This window comes from Arthrobacter sp. 05T420 (assembly GCF_056396305.1).
In genome coordinates this window covers 114,425-136,457 of the sequence record NZ_JBFTLG010000011.1, presented here as the reverse complement: position 1 = coordinate 136,457, position 22,033 = coordinate 114,425, and the positions used below count along the sequence as shown (strand labels likewise).

The following is a 22,033-nucleotide window of genomic DNA, read 5'->3' as shown; positions in this document are numbered from 1 at the left end:
GCTAGCTCTTGCTCCGGCTCCGGAGCGCGACGGCCTCTTCGGCGACGGCCACGAGCCGCCGCGCCGACTCGTCCCAGCTGAAGTCCGCTGCCCGCTCCACCGAACGGCGGGAACGGGCCTTCCACAGGTCGGGGTCCTCGAGTTCGCGCACCGCCTCAGCAAAGTTCGACGGCGAGTCGGCGTGCACGTAGCTGACGGCGTCATCGCCGACTTCCCGGAAGATCGGGATGTCGCTGGCGATTACCGGCGTGCCGTGCGACATTGCCTCGACGAGCGGCAACCCATAGCCTTCGGCTCGGGACAGGCTGATCAGGGCCGTGGTGCGTGCCAGGAGGGCCTCGTACTCGGCGTCCGTAACGCCGTTGTGGAAGACGATGTTTGCGCCCTCCGGGGCCAGGGCCTCCAGTTCGGCCCGCCGCTCCGGAGCGATGCGGCTCAGCAGATGGAGGGTCATGTCCGGCAGCTCCGCCATGCCGCGGATCATCGTCTCCACGTTTTTGTAAGGCATGAAGGAACCCATGTAGAGCAGGGTCTTGTCGGCCCCTGCCCCCGGGTCGCGCGGTGTGTGGCCATGCTGGGGGGCGTTGCCCACAATCCTGACGGGGCGCCGCGTGAGCCGGTACTTTGCCATCAGGGCCGCCGTGGTGGAGCTGATGGTCGCCACGATGTCGGCCCTGTTCAGCAGGAGCCGTTGGGGCCAGAAGGCCTTGTGGTAGAGGCGCCACAGGACCCGGACCGGGGCCGGCAGGAACCCGGGCGGGGTGGGGTGCTCGTAGTAGATGAGGTCGTGCAGGGTCAGCACCAGGGCGTACTTGCGGCCCCAGCTGCCCATGGTCTGCATGGGGCACACCACCACATCCGCGCCAAGTTTGTTGACCTTCGCCGCCACGAAGAGCTCGGCCGGGGACAGCGGGCTGCTGATCAGGGTGTAGGGCACGTCCGGGAGGAGCGCGAGCTGGCGGCGATCGCTGATCAGCATCGAGACGTCGGCGATCTTGGCGGCTGCCGCGATCAGGCTGGCGCCGTACCGGCTAATGCCGTCGTGCTGGTCCAGCCGGGTGAAGCGGGCATCGATGAGAATTTTCACGCGGCGTGGTCCTTTAGGAAGCGTCGGATGTAGCGGGCGGCGGGTTCGGGGGTTTCGTAGTGGATCAGGTGCCCGACGCCGGGAATGACCTCCAGCCTCCCGTCCGGTAGCCGCGCCGCGAGTTTGTGCTGGTCCGCGAGCATGGCGATCTCGTCCTTCTCTCCGGCGATCAGCAGCACGGGCAGCGTCAGTTCGGCGGCCACCTCTGTGACGTTGCTGCCGACGGAGGCCTTGAAGGCCTGCAGCAGGCTGTCCCGGTCCGCAAAAGAGGAGAAGTAGGCGCTGTGCTGGGCGTGCACGAACCGGCGGATGTCCTTGTCCCCGGTCTTGGCCATGGCCACGCTCATCACCCGCACGATCGCCTGGCTGCGCAGCAGTGCCAGCCCGAGCCGCTGGGGGAGGCGCGCCGCGGCCTCGTAGTACAGCACCGCAAGCTTCGTCATCAGGCCCTTGGGCCCTTCGAGGGCGGGCGCTGCGATGGGATTGACCAGGATCAGTTCGGCCACGGCGCCGGGGTTGGCCGCCACGAAGTGGCTGGCGATGATCGACCCGAACGAGTGTCCCAGCAGGACGGTATCCGCGCCCAGGCCCAGCGCGGCCATGAAGCCGCCGAGGAAACGGGCGTAGGCGGGAACGCTGTGCTCGGTTCCCCCGAAGGCGGCTGAGCTGCCGAAGCCCGGCAGGTCCGGCATGATCAGGCGCATGTCCGTCAGCTGGTCCGCCACACGGAGCAGGCCGTGGTGGTCGCCGCGGAATCCGTGCACCACCAAGATGGTGCGGGTCTCCGGGGTGACGCGGACGGGTTCGTAGACCCAGTAGGCGATTCTGGCGCCGTCAACCTCAGCGGACGCGGCCCGGGTGCGGGCGTCAAGTCCGCCGCTGAACAGGGGCGTGCGTGAGGAGCCGGTTTCCACTTGTTCCATTGGTTCGAATCCTATGCGACGTTGTCGGGGTGGGAGCCGGTCCGGAAGCCGCGTTCGAGGCCGCTGATCTCCGACATGTCCAGCGGGGTGAGTTCAAAGTCGAAAACCTCGAAGTTTTCCCGGATCCGCCCGGACGAGCTGGCCTTGGGGATGGCGATGTTGCCAAGTTGCAGATGCCAGCGGAGGATAATTTGCGCCGCGGTGCGGTCGTGTTCGGCGGCGAGGGCCAGGATCACGGGGTCTTTCAGCACCTGGCCGCGGCCCAATGGACTCCACGCCTCGGTGCGGATGCCCAGCACCTCGTGCTTTTCCCGCAGTTCATCCTGCTGCAGCCAGGGATGAAGCTCGATCTGGTTCACGGCCGGTACTACCTCGGCCGTTTGCAGAAGCCGGTCCAGGTGTTGCGGCTGGAAGTTGCAGACGCCGATTGCACGGACCTTGCCTTCGCGGTACAGCGTCTCCAGGGCCCGGTATGTGTCCGGGAACAGGCCACGCCGCGCGCACGGCCAATGGATCAGGTAGAGGTCGATGTATTCCAGGCCGAGGTTGGACATCGAGGTGTCGAACGCCCGCATCGTGTTGTCGAAGCCGTGGTCGTCATTCCAGACCTTGGTGGTGACGAAGAGGTCCTCACGGGAAACGTAGGGTGCGGTTTCCCCCGGCTCACCGCCCGTACCCTCAAATCCGGACAGGGCACCGATGCCCTTTCCGACGCCGGTCTCATTGCCGTACATGGCGGCGGTGTCGAAATGCCGGTAGCCGGCCTCGACCGCCATGGTCACCAGGCTGGCGGCGTCGGCCGGGGGAACCTTGTACAGCCCGAATCCCAGCCGGTCGATCAATACGCCGTTGTTCAGTGTCAGCTGGGGGGAGAGTTTCATGACAATGACTTTACCTACTGGCGCTGGCGGGCGCCGGACCGCAGGACCCCCGGTGCCGCCCGCAGCTCCGGTGGCGGTGCGCCGTGGCCACTCAGGACAGCCCGTCGAACCGGACCAGCCTGCGGGCGCTGGCCTCATCCAGGATCAGGTCGGTGGCCAGCCCCGCCGCCAGCGCGCCCCGGAGCCCGTTGATCTTGGAGGCGCCGGACACGACGCAGATGCGGCGCCGCACCTGGCGGAGCTGGGCCAGGTCCGGCCCGGTGGACCGCTCGTTGAGCGTGATGCCGTCAGAGGATCCATCGGCCCGGAAGAACACCGTGGCAACATCGCCCACCACGTCGGAAGTCGCCAGAACGTTCAGGTCGTCTTCATCGAGGTAGCCGCCGGCGTATACGTGGCTGGGGTAGTCGGCGTCGACCGATCCGACGCCAAAGATCGCGATGCTCATCCGGGCCTGCAGCTCCAGGATTCGCTGAACACTGCGCTCATTCCACATGGCTGTTTTGGTCGCGGCGTGGTCGAAGAAAGCCGGGACGGGAAACTGTTCCACCCGTGCACCGTAGGCGCTGCCGAACCGTCGCATGATGTCGGAGGCGTAGGTGATGCCGGTGGTCTGCATGTTGCCGGCGCCGTTGAGCTGGACGATCACGCTGTCGTGGGTGATCTTTCGGGTCAGGTGGCGGCTCACGGCACTCAGGGTGGAACCCCAGGCGACGCCGATGATGGCGTTGGAGTCCACCAGCGGTCCAATCGTCCGGGCGGCCTGCATGGCCACGCGGTCCAGTGTTTCCGCCTCATTCAGGGTGTCTACCACCGGGACAACGTGGACATCCACCTTGAATTCGGCGCGGATCATGCTCTCAAGTTCGGGCCCGGTGTCCAGCGGGCTCCGGATCTGGATCTGCACCAGACCCGAATCCCGGGCCGCCGACAACAGCCGTGAAACCGTGGACCGGGACGTCCGGAGCTCGCGGGCAATGGCGTCCATGGTCAGGTCCTGGAGGTAATACAGCTGGGCCGCGCGGAGGGCGTCGGACTGGCGTGAATGCGTCATGAAATTTCCCGTCTGCACGTTTGTGCATAGTGCTTGACTCCATTTTCCATTAGTCCAAAGAATAGTGTTGAACGGCGCCGCGCCACGGGCGTGCCGCACAGAACCAAACCCAAGGGAGCAGTTTTGGGACAGAAGGACTCAGTCGGCACACCGGCGAACGATCGCGCCTCGGTGCAGAAGCTGCGGACGCGGCGGCGCGCGCAGGTTTTGATCATCGGCGGCGGAATCAACGGGGTGGGCACGTTCCGTGACCTGGCCCTGCAGGGCGTCGATGTGGCGCTCGTTGAGCGCGGCGACTACTGTCAGGGGGCCAGTGGAGCCTCCTCCCACATGATCCACGGCGGCATCCGGTACCTCGAGAACGGCGAGTTCCGCCTCGTCCAGGAGTCCGTGGTCGAGCGCAACAGGCTCCTGCGGATCGCACCCCACTACGTCAAACCGCTGCAGACCACGATCCCGATCTTCAGCACCTTCTCCGGAGTGCTGGCCGCCCCGATGCGCTTCCTGACCCATAAGCAGGGCAAGCACACTGAGCGTGGAGCGTTCCTGATCAAGCTGGGCCTGAGCATGTACGACTTCTTCTCCCGCGACGGCGGCACGGTTCCGCGGCACCAGTTCCGCGGACGCAAGCGGGCCCTGGCCGAGCTGCCCCGTCTGCACCCGGGGATCAAATACGCGGCCACCTATTTCGACGCCTCCGTCCACAACCCCGAGCGCCTCACCCTGGACGTGCTTCAGGACGGCGAGAAGGCCGGCGGCGCGGACAGCCGCACGGCCCGGGCCAGCAATTACGTCTCGCTCGTTTCGACAGGTGCCGCGGAAGGCGCCACAGGCGGAACCGGCTCCACCGGAGGCAACGGCACAACAGTCCAGTTGCGCGACGAGCTGACCGGCGAAGTGTTCGACTTCTCCGCCGACGTCATTGTGAACACCACCGGCGCCTGGGTCGACCTGACCAACGAGGCGATGGGGGCGGCGTCGTCGTTCATGGGCGGAACCAAAGGTTCGCACATCGTGCTGGACCATCCGGAGCTGCTGGCGGCGTGCAACGGCCGGGAGATCTTTTTCGAGCACACCGACGGCCGGATCGTGCTGATCTATCCGATGGGGGACCGCGTCCTGGTCGGCACCACCGACGTCGACGCCGACATGGCCCAGGACGCCGTCTGCACCGACGCGGAAATCGACTACTTCTTCGACCTGATCGGGCACGTGTTCCCCGGCATCCCCGTGGACCGGGAACAGGTGGTCTACACGTTCTCCGGTGTGCGCCCGCTTCCGAGGCATGACGCGACCCAGCCCGGGTTCGTCAGCCGGGACTACAGGATCGAACGCCGTGTGGCTTCGGGCGGGGCCGTCCTCAGTCTCGTGGGCGGCAAGTGGACCACGTTCCGGGCCCTCGCCGAGCACCTGAGCAACGACGTCCTGGCCGAACTCGGCATGGAACGGAAGGTCTCGACGGCGCAGCTCGCCATCGGCGGCGGCGCCGGCTTCCCGGACAGCGCGGACGGTGTCCAGCGGTGGATCAAGGCCCACATGTCGGCCGGCCGCGACGCCGCCCGCGTCACCGGGCTGCTGACCCGCTACGGGACCCGTGCCGAGGAAGTCATCCGATTCCTGGATGCGGACCCGGCCGGTGCACCCGACAGGCCGCTGCACTCCACCCGCGAGCTCAGCACCCGTGAATTGGAGTTCATGGCGGCGCACGAGCAGGTCGGACACCTCGTGGACGTGCTCATCCGCCGCACCTCGTTGGCTTTCCGGGGACTCGTGACGGGGGAACTGCTGAACGAAGTTGCCGACACACTTTCGGGCCCGCTCGGCTGGGACGCGGCTCGCCGGGCCAAGGAAATCAGCCACACGCAGGAGGTGCTTGAGCGGTTCCACCGCGTCCAGGTCCACAGCCTGGTCGCCTGATACGGCTTGCGTGCCCGGGCGGGGAAGCCCGGGTGCAAGCACTGCGCGGTCCGCCCCGGCGGCCGGCGCAGTGGCTGGCCGGCAGCACCAACATGCTGCCGGCCCCACGGCCCTTCAAACTCGCGAAGGGCCGACAACAGAAAATAGAGGAGTCAAAGATGTCTCTTGGAATAGTATTCCTGTCCGAAGTATTCGGAACCGCAATGCTGACCCTGTTGGGTTGCGGCGTTGTGGCCAACGTTGCGCTCAGAGGCACCAAGGGCAACAACGGCGGGTTCCTCATGGTCACCTGGGGGTGGGGCATTGCCGTCTTCTGCGGTGTCTATGTTGCCGTCCAGTCCGGGTCGCACCTGAACCCCGCGGTCACCTTTGGCCTGCTGCTCAACGGCAAGAGGTTGTACGCCCCCGGCGTTCCGGTCGACTTCGCCTCAACCCTGACGTACTTCGGCGGTGAACTTGTTGGTGCCTTCCTTGGCGCAGTCATCATGTGGGTGGCCTACCGGCAGCACTTTGACGTCGAGACCGAGCCCGCCAGCAAGCTGGCCGTCTTCTCCACCGGCCCCGCGATCCGCTCCAACCCGTGGAACCTGGCCACCGAGATCATCGGCACCTTTGTCCTCGTGTTCGTCATCCTGACCTTCGGAGGGACACCTTCCGGACTCGGCCCGCTGGCGGTCGCCCTGCTCGTTGTGGGCATCGGCGTTTCCCTCGGCGGTCCCACCGGCTACGCCATCAACCCGGCCCGTGACCTTGGCCCCCGCGTCGCCCATGCCCTGCTCCCGATCAAGGGCAAAGGGTCTTCCGACTGGAGCTACTCCTGGATCCCGGTGGTGGGACCGCTGATCGGTGGCGGCCTTGCGGGACTTGTGGCCGCGGTGGTGCCGATCATCCCCCCTGTACTTCCTCTCTAACTGCCAGTTCAACTGCCACGCCAAACAGACAAGGACGTCAATATGAACCAGTACGTAGTTGCAATCGACCAGGGCACCACGAGCACCCGCGCCATCGTGTTCGACCACAGCGGCAGCATTGTCTCCTCGGGCCAGATGGAGCATGAGCAGATTTTCCCCCAGGCCGGCTGGGTGGAGCACAATCCTGCTGAAATCTGGAACAACACCCGCGAAGTGATCGGCTCGGCCCTGTCCAAGGCGAACCTGACCCGGCACGACATCGCCGCCGTCGGCATCACCAACCAGCGCGAAACGGCCGTTGTGTGGGACAAGACCACCGGCGAGGCGATCTACAACGCCATCGTGTGGCAGGACACCCGCACCCAGCCGATCGTGGACGAGCTCGCGAAAGAGGGGGGCGCAGACCGCTTCAAGCAGAAGGTGGGCCTGCCGCTGGCGACCTACTTCTCCGGCACCAAGATCAAGTGGATCCTGGACAACGTCGAAGGCGCCCGGGCCAAGGCGGAGGCCGGCGACCTCGTCTTCGGCAACACCGACTGCTGGGTGCTCTGGAACCTGACCGGCGGGACCGACGGCGGAGTGCACGTCACCGACGTGACCAACGCCTCGCGGACCATGTTCATGGACCTCGAGACGCTGTCCTGGGACCAGGAGATCCTGGACGCGTTCGGCGTCCCGGCCTCCATGATGCCGACCATCAAGTCCTCCTCCGAGGTCTACGGCACGGTGCACACCTCCCAATTGCTGCGCGAGGTTCCGGTGGCCGGCATCCTCGGCGACCAGCAGGCGGCCACGTTCGGCCAGGCGGCGTTCGACGCCGGTGAAGCCAAGAACACGTACGGCACGGGCTGCTTCCTGATCTTCAACACGGCCGAGGAAATTATCCACTCCAAGAACGGGCTGCTGACCACCGTTGGCTACAAGCTCGGTGACGCGGCGCCGCATTACGCGCTGGAGGGCTCCATCGCCGTCACCGGCTCGCTCATCCAGTGGCTGCGGGATAATCTCGGCCTGATCAGCAGCGCCCCGGAGGTCGAGACCCTCGCGGCCTCGGTGGAGGACAACGGCGGCGTGTACATTGTGCCGGCGTTCTCGGGCCTCTTCGCGCCGTACTGGCGTTCAGACGCCCGCGGCGCCATTGTGGGCCTGACCCGCTTTGTGAACAAGAACCACATCGCCCGCGCGGCGCTGGAGGCCACAGCCTTCCAAACCCGCGAGGTGCTGGACGCCGTCAACGCCGACTCCGGCGTGCCGCTGACGGAACTGAAGGTCGACGGCGGCATGGTCGCCAACGACGCACTCATGCAGTTCCAGGCGGACATCCTCGGCGTGCCGGTCATCCGTCCGAAGGTAGTGGAGACGACCGCGCTGGGCGCAGCCTACGCGGCCGGCCTGGCGGTCGGATTCTGGAAGGACCTGGGCGAGTGCTCTGCAAACTGGGCCGAGGACAAGCGGTGGGAACCGCAAATGGACCAGTCCGAGCGGGAACGCCAGATGCGCCTCTGGAAGAAGGCCATCACCAAGTCCATGGACTGGGTTGACGAGGACGTCCGGTAGGGGCATCCTGACCCGCAGGCCGGGCACGGCTTCGGCGCACAATGAGGAGCTCCGGTCAGGGAAACCTGGCCGGAGCTCCTCATTTTGCCGCCTCCGATTCGTCCCTCAGGACAAGGGACGCACTTACCGGGTGCTCACAACAGCGCGCGGCGTCTTGGCGTAGACGTCCTTGCTGACCGTGTAGCCGCGGCGGTCAATCGCCAGCGCTTGCTTATTGACGCTGGCCAGTTCCGTTCGGTTGAGCTTCTTGATCTTGACCAGGTCCATGAACTCCTGGTCTTGGCCGCCCACGGCGGTCACTTTGATAAGCCCGGTCCCGGGAGCGTAGTACTTGCGCTGATGGCCAGCGCTCGGGGGATCCAGCGGGTTGAACTCATCGATCACCATGACGTCGTCGTAGCACCCCGCGGGGACACAGACGCACAGGTCCTTGTATTTGACGTCACCGCAGTCCAGGAAGTCCACGCTGGGGGCGTAGGCCTGGACGTAGGCCGGTGTGTTCCGGTGTGGCCGGGCCTGCATCGCAATGCCGGCACGGGCTTTGTCGATGCCGCTGATGAACGTGCTGGGGGCGCCGACAAGCTTGCCGTTCTCGTACTCCTCCGGATACTCGCCGAAGAGCCACACCGTCCCCTTCCTCGTCTGGGCGAAGAATGCGAGCTCGGACTCCACGAGTTCACCGTCGGAGTAGTCCCGGTCCCAAATCGCGATCGTCTTGACCCCGTCGATGACCTTGGTCAGGCCCGTCACGATGCTGACCACCGTACGGGCGGTCGTCCCGTCCGGCGAGACTACCTTGCCCGTGGTGGTGCGATGCATTCCGGGCTTGAGTGTGAGCCACTTGTTGTCAATGTCCGGCTTCGACGGGAAAGCGGAACGGTGGAACGACAACGCCGAGCCGGGGCCGCACAGTTCCTTCGAACTGGCGGCCGCCGGGGTGGCAGCCGGAGCGGCCGCCACCGCCGTCGCCGCGGTCGCCACCGTCAGGGACGCCACCACCAGCAGGAGCGCGGACCCGTAAGCGGTAAATCTCTTAGATCGTGGAGTCATCTGACTGCCCTCTCATGCGTGGTTGGGTTAGGCGGCTGGTACGGGTTCCGGGTCGCGGGACCCGCGATCACGTGCCGGGCCCTTCTTCGCGAACCGAAGGTAGAGCGACGGAACGATGAAAAGGTTGACCAGTGTCGAAGTCACCAGCCCGCCCAGGATCACCACGGCCATGGGGTGCTCGATCTCATGGCCGGGCCGGTTACCCATCACCACCAGCGGCACCAGCGCGAGCGCGGTGGCGAGCGTGGTCATCAGGATTGGCGACAAGCGTTCGGCCGCGCCCCGCAGGACCAGGTCCCGGCCGAACGGCACGCCCTCGAACTGCTCCAGATGCTGGCAGTGGTTGATGAGCAGGATGCCGTTGCGGGCGGCGATGCCCATCACTGTCAGGAACCCGACCAGCGACCCGAGGGACAGGATTCCGCCGCTCATGTGCGCGGCGATCACCCCGCCAACCAGTGCTACTGGCAGCGTCAGGATGCCAAGGGTGGCAAGCCGCCAGCTGTGGAATGCCGCCTGGAGCAGGAGGAACACCACAACCAGGGCGCCGGCCGAAAAGAGGAGAAGCCGTTGTGAGGCAGCCTGCCGCTCTGCGTATTCGCCCAGGATCTCCGCGTTGTAACCAGTAGAGAACTCCACGGCCTTGAGGTCGGATTCGAGTTTCTCGACCACTTTTGCGAGATCGCCCTCCTTGACGTTGGCGCTGACATCGAGTCGGCGGGACCCTTCCGAACGCTCAATGACGTTGGGGGTGGGCTTGACCGTGATCTTGGCGACATCGGCCACCCGGATCACCCGTCCGCTGGGAGTGTCCAAGGGGAGGTTCTCGATGCTCGTGACGCTGGTCCGGATCGCGGGAGGACTCCAGACCTGGACGTCGTAGGCTCTGCCGTCGCGGTAGACGTCGCCCACCTCCTCACCGGACACCAGGGTGGCTGCGGCACGGCGAACGTCACCGGGCTTCAGGCCGTAGCGGTTGGCGGCGTCCAGATTCACCTCAACGTCCACCTGCGGAACATTGACCTGCAGAGCGACTTTGGCTCCGATTGCCCCCTCGATGTCGGCAAGGACAGTCTTGACCTTGTCCGCCTGCTTCTTCAGCGTGGCGAGGTCATCACCGTATACACGGACGACGATCGAGTAGCCCGTGCCGGTGAGCACCTCGCGGACACGTTCCTTCAGGTAGGTCTGGACGTCACGGTGGATGCCGGGGTACCCATCCACTACCTGCTGGATAGAGGCCAGCGTCTTGTCGTAGTCGACCGAGGGGTCAACGCTGATCCAGTTCTCGCCAAAGTTGACGCCCACCACCTCATCGGCGGCGAAAGCCTGACCGATGTGGGATCCGCAGTTGTTGACGCCCGGAATGGTCATCAGCTCCCTGCAGGCCAGTTGGCTCACGCGCACTTCCTCGGCATTGGACGTGCCGGGTTGCGTGACCCAGTGCATGAGGAAGTCGCGTTCCTTGAACGACGGCAACAGCGATTGACCCAGGAGCGGTGCCGCTATGATTCCGACGACGCCGAGCGCCGCCACCGCGAGATAGCCCGGCAGTGGCCGCTTCACAATGGGTCGCAGGGCCGCGCCGTACCAGCGCTTGAGGACCCGGACCACCGGCGGATCCCGATCTTCGAGCTTGGCATTGCGCAGGAAGATGTACGCCATCGCCGGGGTGACCGTGAGGGCCACCAGCATGGACGCCATCACGGCCAGCGTGTAGGACGTCGCCAGGGGGCGGAAGAAGGCGCCGGTCAGCCCGTCCAGGAAGAAGATCGGCACTGTGGCGGCGACGATAATCAGGGTGGCGTAGACAATGGGGGCGCGAACTTCCAGGGAGGCGTTGACGACCACGCGGGCGGTACTCTCGGTCCCGCCGCTGGCCCGGTGGTGCCGGAGTCGTCGGACGATGTTCTCGACGTCGATGATGGCATCGTCCACCACCACCCCGACGGCAATCACGAGCCCTGCAAGCACCATCGTATTAATCGTGCCCCCGGTCCAATAGAGCACCAGGGCGGCGGCCATCAGCGACAACGGGATGGCCGTCACGCTCACAAGCGCCGTCCGCCATTGGAACAGGAAGACACTAAGCACCAGGACCACCAGGAAGCAGCCCAGCAGCAACGCGAGGCTCAGGTTGCCGAGGGACTCCTCGATGAACGAGGCAGGTCGGAACAGGGTGGTGTCGACCGCGATCCCGGTCAGGCCGGGCTGGAGTTCCTTCAGCGCTTCCTCAACCCCGCGCGTGACCTCGAGCGTGTTGCCCCAGGGCAGTTTTTCGACAATGAGCATCAGTCCAGGGCCGCCGTTGATGACCGCGTCACCGATCAGTTGCTGGTGGTCCTCCACGACGTTGGCCACGTCGGCAAGACGCAGGGGAGGCATTCCCTGACGGTCCTCCAATGGCACCTGGGCCAGGTCCGCCGGAGACGTGATGGGTTGTACGTGCCTGATGGTCATGCTCTGGTTGGGCGTTTCCAGCGCCCCTCCTGTGCCGATCAAGGCGCCGGAAGAGTACTTGAGCAGGCCCGCGTCCAAGGCGTCGGACGTGGAGTTCATGACGGAGTCCAGTGTGACCTTGTTGGCCGCCAGCTTGGCCGGATCAACCTGGACCTGCAGCATCTGAAGGCGTTCGCCCCAGATCGCCACGTTCGCGACGCCCGGCACCCGCAGGAGATGTGCCCGGATATTCCAGTAGGAAATCATGGACATCTCGATCAGGGAGCGGCTCTCGGAAGACAGCCCGATCTTCATGACACGGCTGGTGGACGACAGCGGCTGGAGCATCAGCGGCGGCGCTGCCCACGTGGGCAGCGTCGGTATGACCGTTGCCATCCGCTCCGAGACCAGTTGCCTGGCGGTGAGCAGATCAGTTCCGGGCTTGAACTCCATCACAATCGCGGACAGCTGCGACACAGACTTGGACCGCATCTGGTCCAGGCCGTCTATGCCGTTGAAGGCCTGCTCCATCGGGACCGTTACGAGTTCCTCAACTTCGGAGGCGGTGAGTCCCAGACACGCCGTCTGGACCTCGACGCGGGGCGGTGCAAACTCCGGGAAAACATCCACAGAAGCTCTGCTGAGTTGCGCGCCGCCCACGATCATGAGGGCCGCCGCCATCGCAATGATGATCGATCGGAACCTCAGACTTGCTGCGACAATACGGCGCATGTCAGTGCGCCGTATCGAATTCAGCGCCGAAGAGTTCAGCCGCGCCGACGGTCACGATGGTGGTACCGGCAGCGGGGCCGGCCGAGGCCGTCACCAGTCCGTTCTCCACCTTGGCTACGGTGACCGCCTGCCGCTGGTAAACCCGCGGGGCCGGGTTGGTGTAGACCCAGGTTTTTCCGCTGGCGTCATAGAGCAGCGCGGCGTAGGGCACGACGACGTCCTTCCCCTTGCCGGCCTTGACGGTTTCGGTCTTCAGATCCAGGCGTTCGACTCCCTTTTCGGTCAAGGTCAGCTTTGCGATGCCTGTTGCGGCATTCTTTTCCACCTTGGCTGGTTCGTTGGCTGCTACGAAGGCGGGTGCCGCCGCCGTCGTCTGGGCACATGCGGGCAGCGCGAACAGAAGTGCTGCACATACGGCGGCCGCCAGGGGCAGGCGCCGCAGGGGCTGTTGGCTGGTCATTTTGCTTCCACCTTTTCCTGCGTAACGGGCTGGACGGGAACTTCGGCCTCGTAGACTTCGGCCCACTCTTCCGGGGCGGCCTTTGGCCCAAACCAGAGTGCGAGCAGGGGGAGTACGAAGATCCCGATGAGAGTTGTTGTGATGAGTCCGCTGACAATGATCAGGGCCATCGGACCCAGTAGGGCCCAGCCCACGGCGCCGCCGAAAAGTCCCGGCGGGAACAGGACCGCAATTGTGATCAGGGCGGCCTTGAGGATGGGCGATACCCGGTCCCGGGCCGCCATCATGATGACTTTGTCAGGGGGGTCGTGTGGGGCAGCCCGCCACAGCTCATCCGTCCTGGCCGAGAGCAGCGTCGCGTTGCGGACGGCGATAGCCAACACCGCGGCAAACGCCGTGAGCGCCAGTACGGTGATGGCGCCTCCCGCGATCCACGCTGCCACGGCGGACCCCGCCAGCGCTGCCGGCAGGGAAAGGAAGACGGCAAGCGCCAGCTTCCAGCTCCGCACGGCTGTCTGGAGAAGGAGCAGGATTGCCAGGAGGGCGGCCGCGCCGATCCAGAGAACCAGGGCGTCGCCGGCGAGCTGTTCACTGTACTTCGTGGGGATTTCGGCGTGGTATTCAAGCGGGAACTGGATCTGCTCGATCGCCGTGTTGATATCGCGCTGGATATCAGCAAGCGGCCGCCCGCTGACCTCGGCCACGACATCGATCCGGCGCGAGGTGTCATCGTGCTGGATCACGACTTCATTGGGGACGAGCCGGACATCGGCGATCTGGCCCAGCTGAACCTGGCCGCCGTTGGGCGTGTCGAGCAGGAGTTCACGGATGCTGGTCAGGTCATCCCTGACACCCCCCGCGCCGCGCACCACCACTTCAAAGACCTTTTGCTGTTCGAAGAGGTTGCCCACGACGATGCCTTGCATCAGGGCGGCAGCGGCGCGCCGTGCGTCGCCGGGTTTGATTCCGACCTTCTGCGCCGCCTCAAGGTTGACCTCGACTTCGACGATGGGCGTCATGGCGCTGGCATTGATCGTCGGGTTCTTCACGCCGTCGACCTTTTCGATGGCCTTGCGGACCTCTTCGGCCTTCTCGCGCAGCACGGGCAAGTCGGTTCCGTAAACGCGGACGGCGAATCCCGGATCCATGCTGCTGCGCTGTTGACCAATCTTCTGCTGGGAGTAGTTCACCACGTTGTGGGCGATGCCCGGGTAGCCCTGGACGACCTCACGGACTGCCTTCTCCGTTTCGCTGAAGTTGGCATCGGGTGTGATGGATACCCAGAGTTCCGCGGAGCTGTTCCCCACAACCTTGTCGGAGGAGATGGCGCGGCCGATATGCCCGCCCACTCCCGAAACGCCCGGCAGGGTCCGCAGTTCATCGGACGCCTTCGACGCCACCCGGCGGACCTCGTCGGTGGACGTGCCCGCCATCGAGTCCCACTGCACCAGGAGCGTGCGGTCCGGAATCGTCGGAACGACCGCCCGGTTTCCGGCCAGTTGGGAGGCGGCGGCCAGTCCCAGCAGTCCCACTACGGCGACAGCGACGATGCCGAGCGCGGTGCGGGAGCGTGCGCCCTCCAGGGCCCGGTTGTAGTAGGACCTGGTCCGGACAACAGTGGCCGAGTCCGCCCGCCGGGCCTTCTCAGCGGGGAGCAGGAGATATGCCAGGACCGGTGTCACGGACAAACCCACCAGCATTGAAGCGGCAAGCGCCAGCGCCAGGGACCAGAAGAGGGGGCGGAAGAACGCACCGCCGACTCCCGTAACGAACAGCGTCGCAACCAGCGCGAGGGCCATGATGAGCGACCCGTGGAACAGCGGGGTGCGGACGCTGCGGACAAGCTGGACCATGCGGAACCTGATGGTGGCATCAGTCTCGGTCTCCGTGGTCCGCAACGGCCGGCGCCGCTGCGCCTGCACATCCTCCACGATGTCTCCGACAATCACGGAAACACCCAGGATGATGCCGGCCAGGATCGAGATATTCAGGGTGGAGTCGAGCAAGTAGAGCACCACTGAAGCCGCCATGACTGTCGTGGTTATCGCCACGAGGGCGATCACGGCGACACGCCATGAACGGAAGAGGACCCAGAAGAGCAGGACGGTGATCAGGAGACTCACGAGGAGCGCCACGCCGAGTCCGTCCACGGCATCTTGCAGGAATGAGGCCGGCCGGAAGACGGAGGTATCCATCTGAATTGCAGAAAGCCCGGGCTGCATGTCGTTCAGGGCAGCTTCGATGTCCTTGGTGACCTGCAGCGTGCTGGTTCCGGGGAATTTCTCGACGACCAGCAGGAGGCCTGCATCCTGGCCGACGACCGCATCGCCGATCAGCGGCTGGTGGTCTTCCTTCACCTGGGCAATGTCACCCAGGAGCACGGGAGGCTGGGCGTCCTCGACGCTGACCTTGGCCAGGTCCGCGGGCGTTCGGATGGGCAGGACGTGCTGAATGCCCAGGCGCTGGCTGGGGGACTCCACAAACCCGCCCGTGCCGGGGGTCGACGCTTCAAGGAAGCTCAGCGGCGACACCCACACTGCATTGCCCGTGGTCTTGATGATCTGTTCGAGCGTGATGCCCTTGTCGCGCATCTGCGCCGGGGTCACTTCGACCTGAAGCTGCTGCTCGCGCTGTCCCCAAATGGAAACATTGGCAACACCGGGAATGCCGATCAGCCGCGGCTTGATCTTCCACCGGGCCAGGACCGACATTTCGATCCCGGAGAGCTCCTTGGAATTCATCCGGACCATCAGGACGCGGCTGGTTGACGACAGCGGTTGCATGATCAGGGGCGGCGCGGAGACTTGCGGCAGCGCGTGGGCCTGGGTCATGCGTTCGGCCACCAGCTGGCGGGCGCGCAGAAGGTCGGTGCCCGGCTCGAACACGAGCTCGATGGAGGACAGGCCAGGAACGGACTTGGACCGGATTTCATCGAGCCATGCCACCCCGTTCAAGAGGTCCGCTTCCATCGGAGCGGTGATGAGCTGTTCGACTTCGGCAGCTGAGAGGCCCAAGGCCTCGGTCTGGATCTCGACGTGCGCGGGAGCAAACTCGGGCATGCTGTCGATGGCTACATGGGGGACATTCACTACCCCAAAGGCAATGAGTCCGGCGGCCACGGCGAGAACCAGGATGCGGAACTGCAGACTGAAACGAGTGATCCAGCCGAACATGGCTAGCTCTGTTCCAGGGAGCCGGCGTCGCGAATGCGGCCGGCGGGAGTTTTCGGTAGGTGCACGGAAGAATTGCGCAAGTGATACATGACAGGCTCCTCAACCCGAGACCATTTGCGAATCCCCCCTAGAGATCCATTTGCTGATCTTTATCGAATAGTGTCCCCAACTGAATCGTTTGGCAAGATTAAAATTGTTAGCCCCATCACCGGTTTTTCACGGGTTTCTCCCAGCTTGAAGCCGCATAACGCCCTTTCTGCACAAACTTCGTGGGACTGTCCGGGCTCCCGCAGGCAGTTACCCCAGTATTGATCGTTTTAATACCTGTTTTAGCTTTAGGAGCCACCTGGAATTCGGTTTCAATTGCTCGCCTTGGGCATTTGTCAATAGGCCGAAAGTACCGCAATTCCACGCGTATGGCATTTGTAACAATTGTGGACCTAGCGGCCCGCGAAGGTCGCCGGAGCGCGAGTCGACTGTGACTACCGGGCAGCCCCGGAGTCGTCGGTTCAGCGCGAACCAGCCCGAGGGGCTAAAGTGGTCCTATGCGCGCCGTGCTCCTGCTTAGCTAGCCGCCCGGCATCCCGACGAGACCTCGATTCCGAAGCGTCCCCGGATTGCCGAGCGGCGGCCCCTCCATGTCGAGGGGCTTTTGTGTGTCCGGGGTAAATTCCGGGGCCGCACAGCACGAAGTAACAGCAGGAGTAGCACGTACGAACGTATGGAGTCAGGGCCGGGCAACCGGCCGTGACAGTGCAGACTTGATGGTGAACAGGCCTGGCGGCAGGCAGGCCTGAAGGTAGGCAGGCTTGGGATGACAAGCCGCATAGAACAGAAGAGGCCAGCAGTGAGCGTTCAGCCGGAAACACAGACCGGATCACCAGCAGCCGCGGCGGAGGGGCCCGAGGAAGGTGCCTACAGCTTCGCGGCAATGGAATCCAAATGGCCACAGGTCTGGGAAGACCTGAAGGTCTTCACGCCGCTCGACGACGGCTCAAAGGAACGCCGCTATGTGCTGGACATGTTCCCGTATCCTTCCGGTGACCTTCACATGGGCCACGCCGAGGCATTCGCGATGGGCGACGTCGTGGCGCGCTACCTGCGCCAGCAGGGCTACGACGTGCTGCACCCGATCGGCTGGGACTCCTTCGGCCTGCCCGCAGAGAACGCCGCGATCAAGCGCAACGCGCACCCCAGTGAGTGGACCTACGCCAACATCGACACCCAGGCGGCGTCGTTCAAGCGCTACGCCATTTCAGCGGACTGGTCCCGCCGGCTGCACACCTCCGACCCGGGGTATTACCGCTGGACCCAGTGGCTGTTCAAGCGCTTCTACGAGCGTGGACTGGCCTACCGCAAGAATTCGCCGGTTAACTGGTGCCCCAAAGACCAGACTGTGCTGGCCAACGAACAGGTAGTCAATGGCGCCTGCGAGCGGTGCGGCACGCCCGTCACAAAGAAGTCCTTGAACCAGTGGTACTTCAAGATCACGGACTACGCCGACCGCCTGCTCGATGACATGGACGAACTGCGCGGGCACTGGCCCGAGCGCGTCCTGGCCATGCAGAAGAACTGGATAGGCCGCTCCGAGGGCGCCCACGTCAACTTCGTGATCGAGGCCGCCGGCGGCAAGGCCGCCAAGGATGTCACCGTTTTCACGACGCGTCCGGACACCCTCTACGGCGCCACCTTCTTCGTCGTCGCCGCGGACGCACCGCTAGCCGTCGAACTGGTCACGGACGAGCACGCCGCAGCCCTGGACGCCTACCGCGAACAAGTTAAGGCGCTGTCCGAAATCGAGCGCCAGTCCACTGAGCGCGAGAAGACCGGCGTCTTTACAGGGCGCTACGCGATCAACCCGCTCAATGGCGAGAAGCTGCCTGTGTGGGCCGCGGACTATGTCCTGGCCGACTATGGCACGGGCGCCATCATGGCCGTCCCGGCCCATGACCAGCGCGACCTCGACTTCGCCAAGACCTTTGACCTGCCCGTCCGGGCAGTACTGGACACCGGCGAGGAAGACCCCGCGACCACGGGCATCGCCACCATAGGCGAGGGTACCCTGATCAACTCCGGCCCCCTGGACGGGCTGCCGAAGGCCGAGGCCATCCCGGCCGCCATCGAGATCCTGCGTGAGCTGGGCACAGGCGAGAAGTTCGTGAACTTCCGCCTGCGTGACTGGCTGCTCAGCCGGCAGCGGTTCTGGGGCACCCCGATCCCCATCATCCACTGCCCGGCCTGCGGCGAGGTCCCGGTCCCGGACGATCAGCTGCCTGTGACCCTGCCTGCGGATCTGCGCGGCGAAGACCTGTCCCCGAAGGGCACGTCCCCGCTGGCCGCGGTCGAAAGCTGGGTCAATGTCGAGTGCCCCAACTGCCACGGCCCGGCAAAGCGGGACACCGACACCATGGACACGTTCGTGGATTCCTCCTGGTACTTCCTGCGCTTTGTCTCCCCGCAGTACACGGAAGGCCCGTTCGATCCGGAAAAGATCAACGACTGGATGCCGGTTGGCCAGTACGTCGGAGGCGTTGAGCACGCGATCCTGCATCTGCTCTATGCGCGGTTCTTCACCAAGGTCATCCACGACCTGGGCATGATCGACGCGGACGAACCGTTCAGTGCGCTGCTGAACCAGGGCCAGGTGCTCAACGGCGGCAAGGCCATGAGCAAGTCCCTGGGCAACGGCGTCGACCTCAGCGAACAACTGGACAAGTTCGGCGTGGACGCCGTACGCCTGACCATGATCTTCGCCTCCCCGCCGGAGGACGACGTCGATTGGGCGGACGTATCGCCGTCGGGTTCCGCGAAGTTCCTGGCCCGCGCCTGGCGCCTCGGCCAGGATGTGTCGAGCGCACCCGGCGTCGACTTCGCCACCGGTGACCGTGCACTCCGCACCGTCACGCACCGCACTATTGCCGATGCGCAGGCCCTGCTGGACAACAACAAGTTCAACGTGGTTGTGGCAAAGCTGATGGAACTGGTCAACGCAACCCGCAAAGCTATTGACGCAGCCAGCGGTGCCGGCGGCGCGGACCCTGCCGTCCGCGAAGCTGTAGAAGCCGTGGCCGTCATCCTGAGCCTGTTTGCTCCGTACACCGCCGAGGACCTGTGGAACGTCCTGGGGCACCCTGCCTCGGTGGCCAACGCCGGCTGGCCCGCGCACGACGACGCCTTGCTCGTGGAGGACACGGTCACGGCTGTCGTCCAGGTGCAGGGCAAGGTGCGGGACCGCCTGGAGGTTTCCCCCGACATTTCTGAAGAGGATCTTCGCGAACTCGCGCTGGCCTCGGAAAATGTCCAGCGCGTCCTCGACGGCCGTGCCCTCCGCACGGTGATCGTGCGGGCGCCTAAACTGGTCAACATCGTCCCGGCCTAACCGCCGTACGTCCCTGACACGGGCTGCCGGCCAAAGGCGGCGGCCAGTGTCAGGGGACGTGACGGGCACGGCTGCCCTGGCCGGCGAAAAAGTCCCATGCGTCCCGACTAGCAGGAGGTCCCGGGTGCCACACCGCGAGTCGCCAGGCTGGCCATGGCTGCGCGAGCGGCTTCTTCGCCTTCGCCCGGGCCCCCGGCATGGTGTCCCCGATGTGGCTCCTGCCGCCGTCGTGCAGGTTGCGGTGGTCACAGACTCTGCCGCCGCGTTGCCAGCTGACTGGATCCGGGCCTTCGCCGCCGACGGCGGGCTGACCGTGGTTCCGATGCCCGTGATGGTCGGCGCCGAAATCTACGGCGAGGGCGAGGACGACATTACCGAGACAATCGCCGTGGCCCTCGCCAGCGGCAAGTCCGTCAAGACCTCGCGTCCGTCACCGGGGCAATTTGAACACGCCTACCGGGCCGCCAGTGAGCATGGCTTCCAGTCCGTGGTCTCGATTCACATCGCCGGTGCGCTGTCCGGCACCGCCGACTCCGCTCGCCTGGCGGCCCAACGGGTCGGCATCCCGGTAGAGGTCCTCGACTCACGGACCGTGGGGATGGCGCAGGGGATGGGCGTGCAGGGCGCCGTCGTCGCGGCCGCCGATGGCCGGGATGCTGCCGGCGTGTTGGCCTTCGCGCAGGACCGGCTGGACCGCACCAAAGTGTATTTCTATGTTCCAAGCCTGGAACAGCTGCGTCGGGGCGGCCGGATAGGGGCCGCGGCCACGCTCTGGGGAACCATGTTCTCCATCAAACCCATCCTGGCGGTTGAAGATGGCCGGATCATCCCGCTGGAAAGGGTTCGGTCCGCGGCGAAGGCCATCGCACGGCTGGAAGAAATCGTTGTGGCCGATGCCTCCACGCGTCCTGCCGGGCATGCGCGGTTGGCAGTACACCACTTTGGAAACCGGGCCGAGGCCGAGGAGCTTGCCCGGCGCCTGGCCATGGCACTGCCGTCTTGTCCGCCGGCCCAGATCAGCGCACTCCCTGCCGTCCTGGCCGCCCACGCGGGGCTCGGCGTGCTGGCGGTGATCGTGGGGGAGGGCAGCACCCCCGGGAGCTCGAGCGGCAGCGGGGCCGGCGACGCGAGCGGCTCCAGCGACGCCACTGCGGACCGCCGCACCCCGGCGGCCGGAGTGGTGGACGGCGGGGAACCGGACGCCGGCCGGGCAACCGCGCACGCTGGCGACTAGCGCCGGGGTCCTCCTTGATGGGCGAAAGGCTGGCCGGGAGCCGGCGCCGGGGGTAAAGTCACTCCACCGAACCCAGCGAACCCGGAGGACGCCATGGCAATGCAGGTGCACCACGTAGCTCAGTTAGATCGCGACGTTGCCGAAGAGGTGACCAAATGGCTGAAATACCTCAAGGGCCAAGTGACTAGCGTCCAGTTCCTTACCACCACCGTCCCGGATCCCAAGGCCGCTGACAAATGGCGGGTTCAGTACGAGGCTTACATCACCTACCAGCAGTAATTCCGAACTGAAGCTGCGCCTTACGAGCTATGCGTGGTTCTAAGGCCAAGCGTCGTTTGCAGCGTAGCCGGCGCGGTCGCGGGCGCGGTTGTCGGCCCGAGGGCCGGGTCGGTGGTGAGGCCAAGCGTCGTTTGCAGCGTAGCCGGCGCGGTCGCGGTCGCGGGCGCGGTCGTCGGCCCGAGGGCCGGGTCGGTTGCCGGCGCGGGCGGTGGAGCGGTGGTTGGGTCGGCTGTTGGCGCGAGGACCGGCGCGGTGGTTGGCGCAGGCGATGGAGTCGGGCTTGGCTCGGTTGTTGGCGCTGGGACTGGCGCGGTGGTTGGTTCGGTTACTGGCGCGGGCGGTGGAGCGGCAGTTGGATCGGGGTCCGGCGTTGTGGTCGGCCCGGGGACTGGCGCAATCGACGGCGCGGCCGACGGCGCGGGGGCCGGGTTAGCTGGCGCGGCCGACGGCGCGGGGGTCGGGGCCGTGGTTGGCCCGGGGGCTGGCGCTGTCGTGGGCTCGACGGCTGGCGCTGTTGTGGGCTCGGGGACTGGTGCGCTTGTCGGAGCGGTGGCCGGCTGATTCGGCTTGATGGTGTAACTCGGCTGCGGGCTCGAGCCGTTGACCCACAGGGCTGCATTTGCCCTGCGGGCAGCGCCGGGCTCCAGCCACCAGAAGACCTGGACGTTGCAGTGGTAGACAACCGTGAAATTGCCGACTGCGCCACTGGGTGGAACCGAGTGAATCGCCGTGGCGGCCGTCTTGGTGGTCCAGATGAAGTTTTGGTCGGCCCTCATTCCTGCCGTGCCGTCGACCGTCACATGCGCTATGCCGTAGAGACCGTGCTGCGGGCAGAAGCTGCCGTCAACGGAAATGTTGACGGTCTGGGTGGAGGTAGCTTGCGTTGTGTCTGCCATAGCAGGCGGGGGCAACATAGTGCCGCCCAGAGCCAGGACCGCCGCAGGCCCAAACAACCAC

General features: G+C 65.5%; 14 protein-coding genes. 6 read left to right on the top strand and 8 right to left on the bottom strand.

The annotated features are described in order from the left end of the window. Position 1 precedes the first annotated feature (1 nt). The 4 genes from AC1DEM_RS12565 to AC1DEM_RS12550 all read right to left on the bottom strand — a co-directional run bounded on the left by AC1DEM_RS12565 (position 2) and on the right by AC1DEM_RS12550 (position 3,945). Positions 2-1,087 (bottom strand): glycosyltransferase family 4 protein, encoded by a 1,086-nt coding sequence (locus AC1DEM_RS12565; RefSeq protein ID WP_476884682.1) that lies wholly within the window; start codon positions 1,085-1,087, stop codon positions 2-4. Beyond that, on the bottom strand, positions 1,084-2,010 hold the full coding sequence (locus AC1DEM_RS12560) for an alpha/beta fold hydrolase (RefSeq protein ID WP_476884681.1): 927 nt from the start codon (positions 2,008-2,010) through the stop codon (positions 1,084-1,086). The genes AC1DEM_RS12565 and AC1DEM_RS12560 overlap by 4 nt, the downstream gene beginning before the upstream one ends. 11 nt (positions 2,011-2,021) lie before the next feature. Next, on the bottom strand, positions 2,022-2,891 hold the full coding sequence (locus tag AC1DEM_RS12555; RefSeq protein WP_476884680.1) for an aldo/keto reductase: 870 nt from the start codon (positions 2,889-2,891) through the stop codon (positions 2,022-2,024). Positions 2,892-2,982: 91 nt separating this feature from the next. Next, positions 2,983-3,945 carry a sugar-binding transcriptional regulator gene (locus AC1DEM_RS12550; protein WP_377984697.1) on the bottom strand — a complete coding sequence of 321 codons (963 nt, stop codon included), beginning with the start codon at positions 3,943-3,945 and terminating at the stop codon, positions 2,983-2,985. A gap of 123 nt (positions 3,946-4,068) precedes the next feature. Here AC1DEM_RS12550 and AC1DEM_RS12545 point away from each other — a divergent pair, with 123 nt between their 5' ends. From AC1DEM_RS12545 to glpK, 3 genes are all read left to right on the top strand, one after another. Further along, positions 4,069-5,862, top strand: coding sequence for a glycerol-3-phosphate dehydrogenase/oxidase (locus AC1DEM_RS12545; protein WP_476884679.1), 1,794 nt, complete (start codon positions 4,069-4,071; stop codon positions 5,860-5,862). A gap of 158 nt (positions 5,863-6,020) precedes the next feature. Next, positions 6,021-6,773 (top strand): MIP/aquaporin family protein, encoded by a 753-nt coding sequence (locus tag AC1DEM_RS12540; protein ID WP_476884678.1) that lies wholly within the window; start codon positions 6,021-6,023, stop codon positions 6,771-6,773. A gap of 42 nt (positions 6,774-6,815) precedes the next feature. Then, positions 6,816-8,330, top strand: coding sequence for a glycerol kinase GlpK (gene glpK / locus AC1DEM_RS12535; RefSeq protein WP_476884677.1), 1,515 nt, complete (start codon positions 6,816-6,818; stop codon positions 8,328-8,330). A gap of 123 nt (positions 8,331-8,453) precedes the next feature. Here the strand turns inward: glpK and AC1DEM_RS12530 are convergent, their stop codons facing one another. From AC1DEM_RS12530 to AC1DEM_RS12515, 4 genes are read right to left on the bottom strand one after another with little or no spacing between them, the layout of a single operon-like run. Further along, on the bottom strand, positions 8,454-9,380 hold the full coding sequence (locus AC1DEM_RS12530; RefSeq protein WP_476884676.1) for a hypothetical protein: 927 nt from the start codon (positions 9,378-9,380) through the stop codon (positions 8,454-8,456). 27 nt (positions 9,381-9,407) lie between these two features. Next, positions 9,408-12,551 carry an efflux RND transporter permease subunit gene (locus AC1DEM_RS12525; RefSeq protein WP_476884675.1) on the bottom strand — a complete coding sequence of 1,048 codons (3,144 nt, stop codon included), beginning with the start codon at positions 12,549-12,551 and terminating at the stop codon, positions 9,408-9,410. A gap of 1 nt (position 12,552) precedes the next feature. Next, positions 12,553-13,011, bottom strand: coding sequence for a hypothetical protein (locus AC1DEM_RS12520; RefSeq protein ID WP_476884674.1), 459 nt, complete (start codon positions 13,009-13,011; stop codon positions 12,553-12,555). Further along, positions 13,008-16,184 carry an efflux RND transporter permease subunit gene (locus tag AC1DEM_RS12515; RefSeq protein ID WP_476884673.1) on the bottom strand — a complete coding sequence of 1,059 codons (3,177 nt, stop codon included), beginning with the start codon at positions 16,182-16,184 and terminating at the stop codon, positions 13,008-13,010. The genes AC1DEM_RS12520 and AC1DEM_RS12515 overlap by 4 nt, the downstream gene beginning before the upstream one ends. Before the next feature lie 847 nt (positions 16,185-17,031). Between AC1DEM_RS12515 and leuS the strand changes: the two genes are divergently transcribed. From leuS to AC1DEM_RS12500, 3 genes are all read left to right on the top strand, one after another. Beyond that, positions 17,032-19,563 (top strand): leucine--tRNA ligase, encoded by a 2,532-nt coding sequence (gene leuS / locus AC1DEM_RS12510; protein ID WP_476884672.1) that lies wholly within the window; start codon positions 17,032-17,034, stop codon positions 19,561-19,563. Between the two features lie 124 nt (positions 19,564-19,687). After that, on the top strand, positions 19,688-20,797 hold the full coding sequence (locus tag AC1DEM_RS12505) for a DegV family protein (RefSeq protein WP_476884671.1): 1,110 nt from the start codon (positions 19,688-19,690) through the stop codon (positions 20,795-20,797). Positions 20,798-20,896: 99 nt separating this feature from the next. Continuing rightward, complete coding sequence (locus tag AC1DEM_RS12500) at positions 20,897-21,076, top strand: hypothetical protein (protein WP_476884715.1); 180 nt, start codon at positions 20,897-20,899, stop codon at positions 21,074-21,076. Positions 21,077-22,033: the final 957 nt, after the last annotated feature.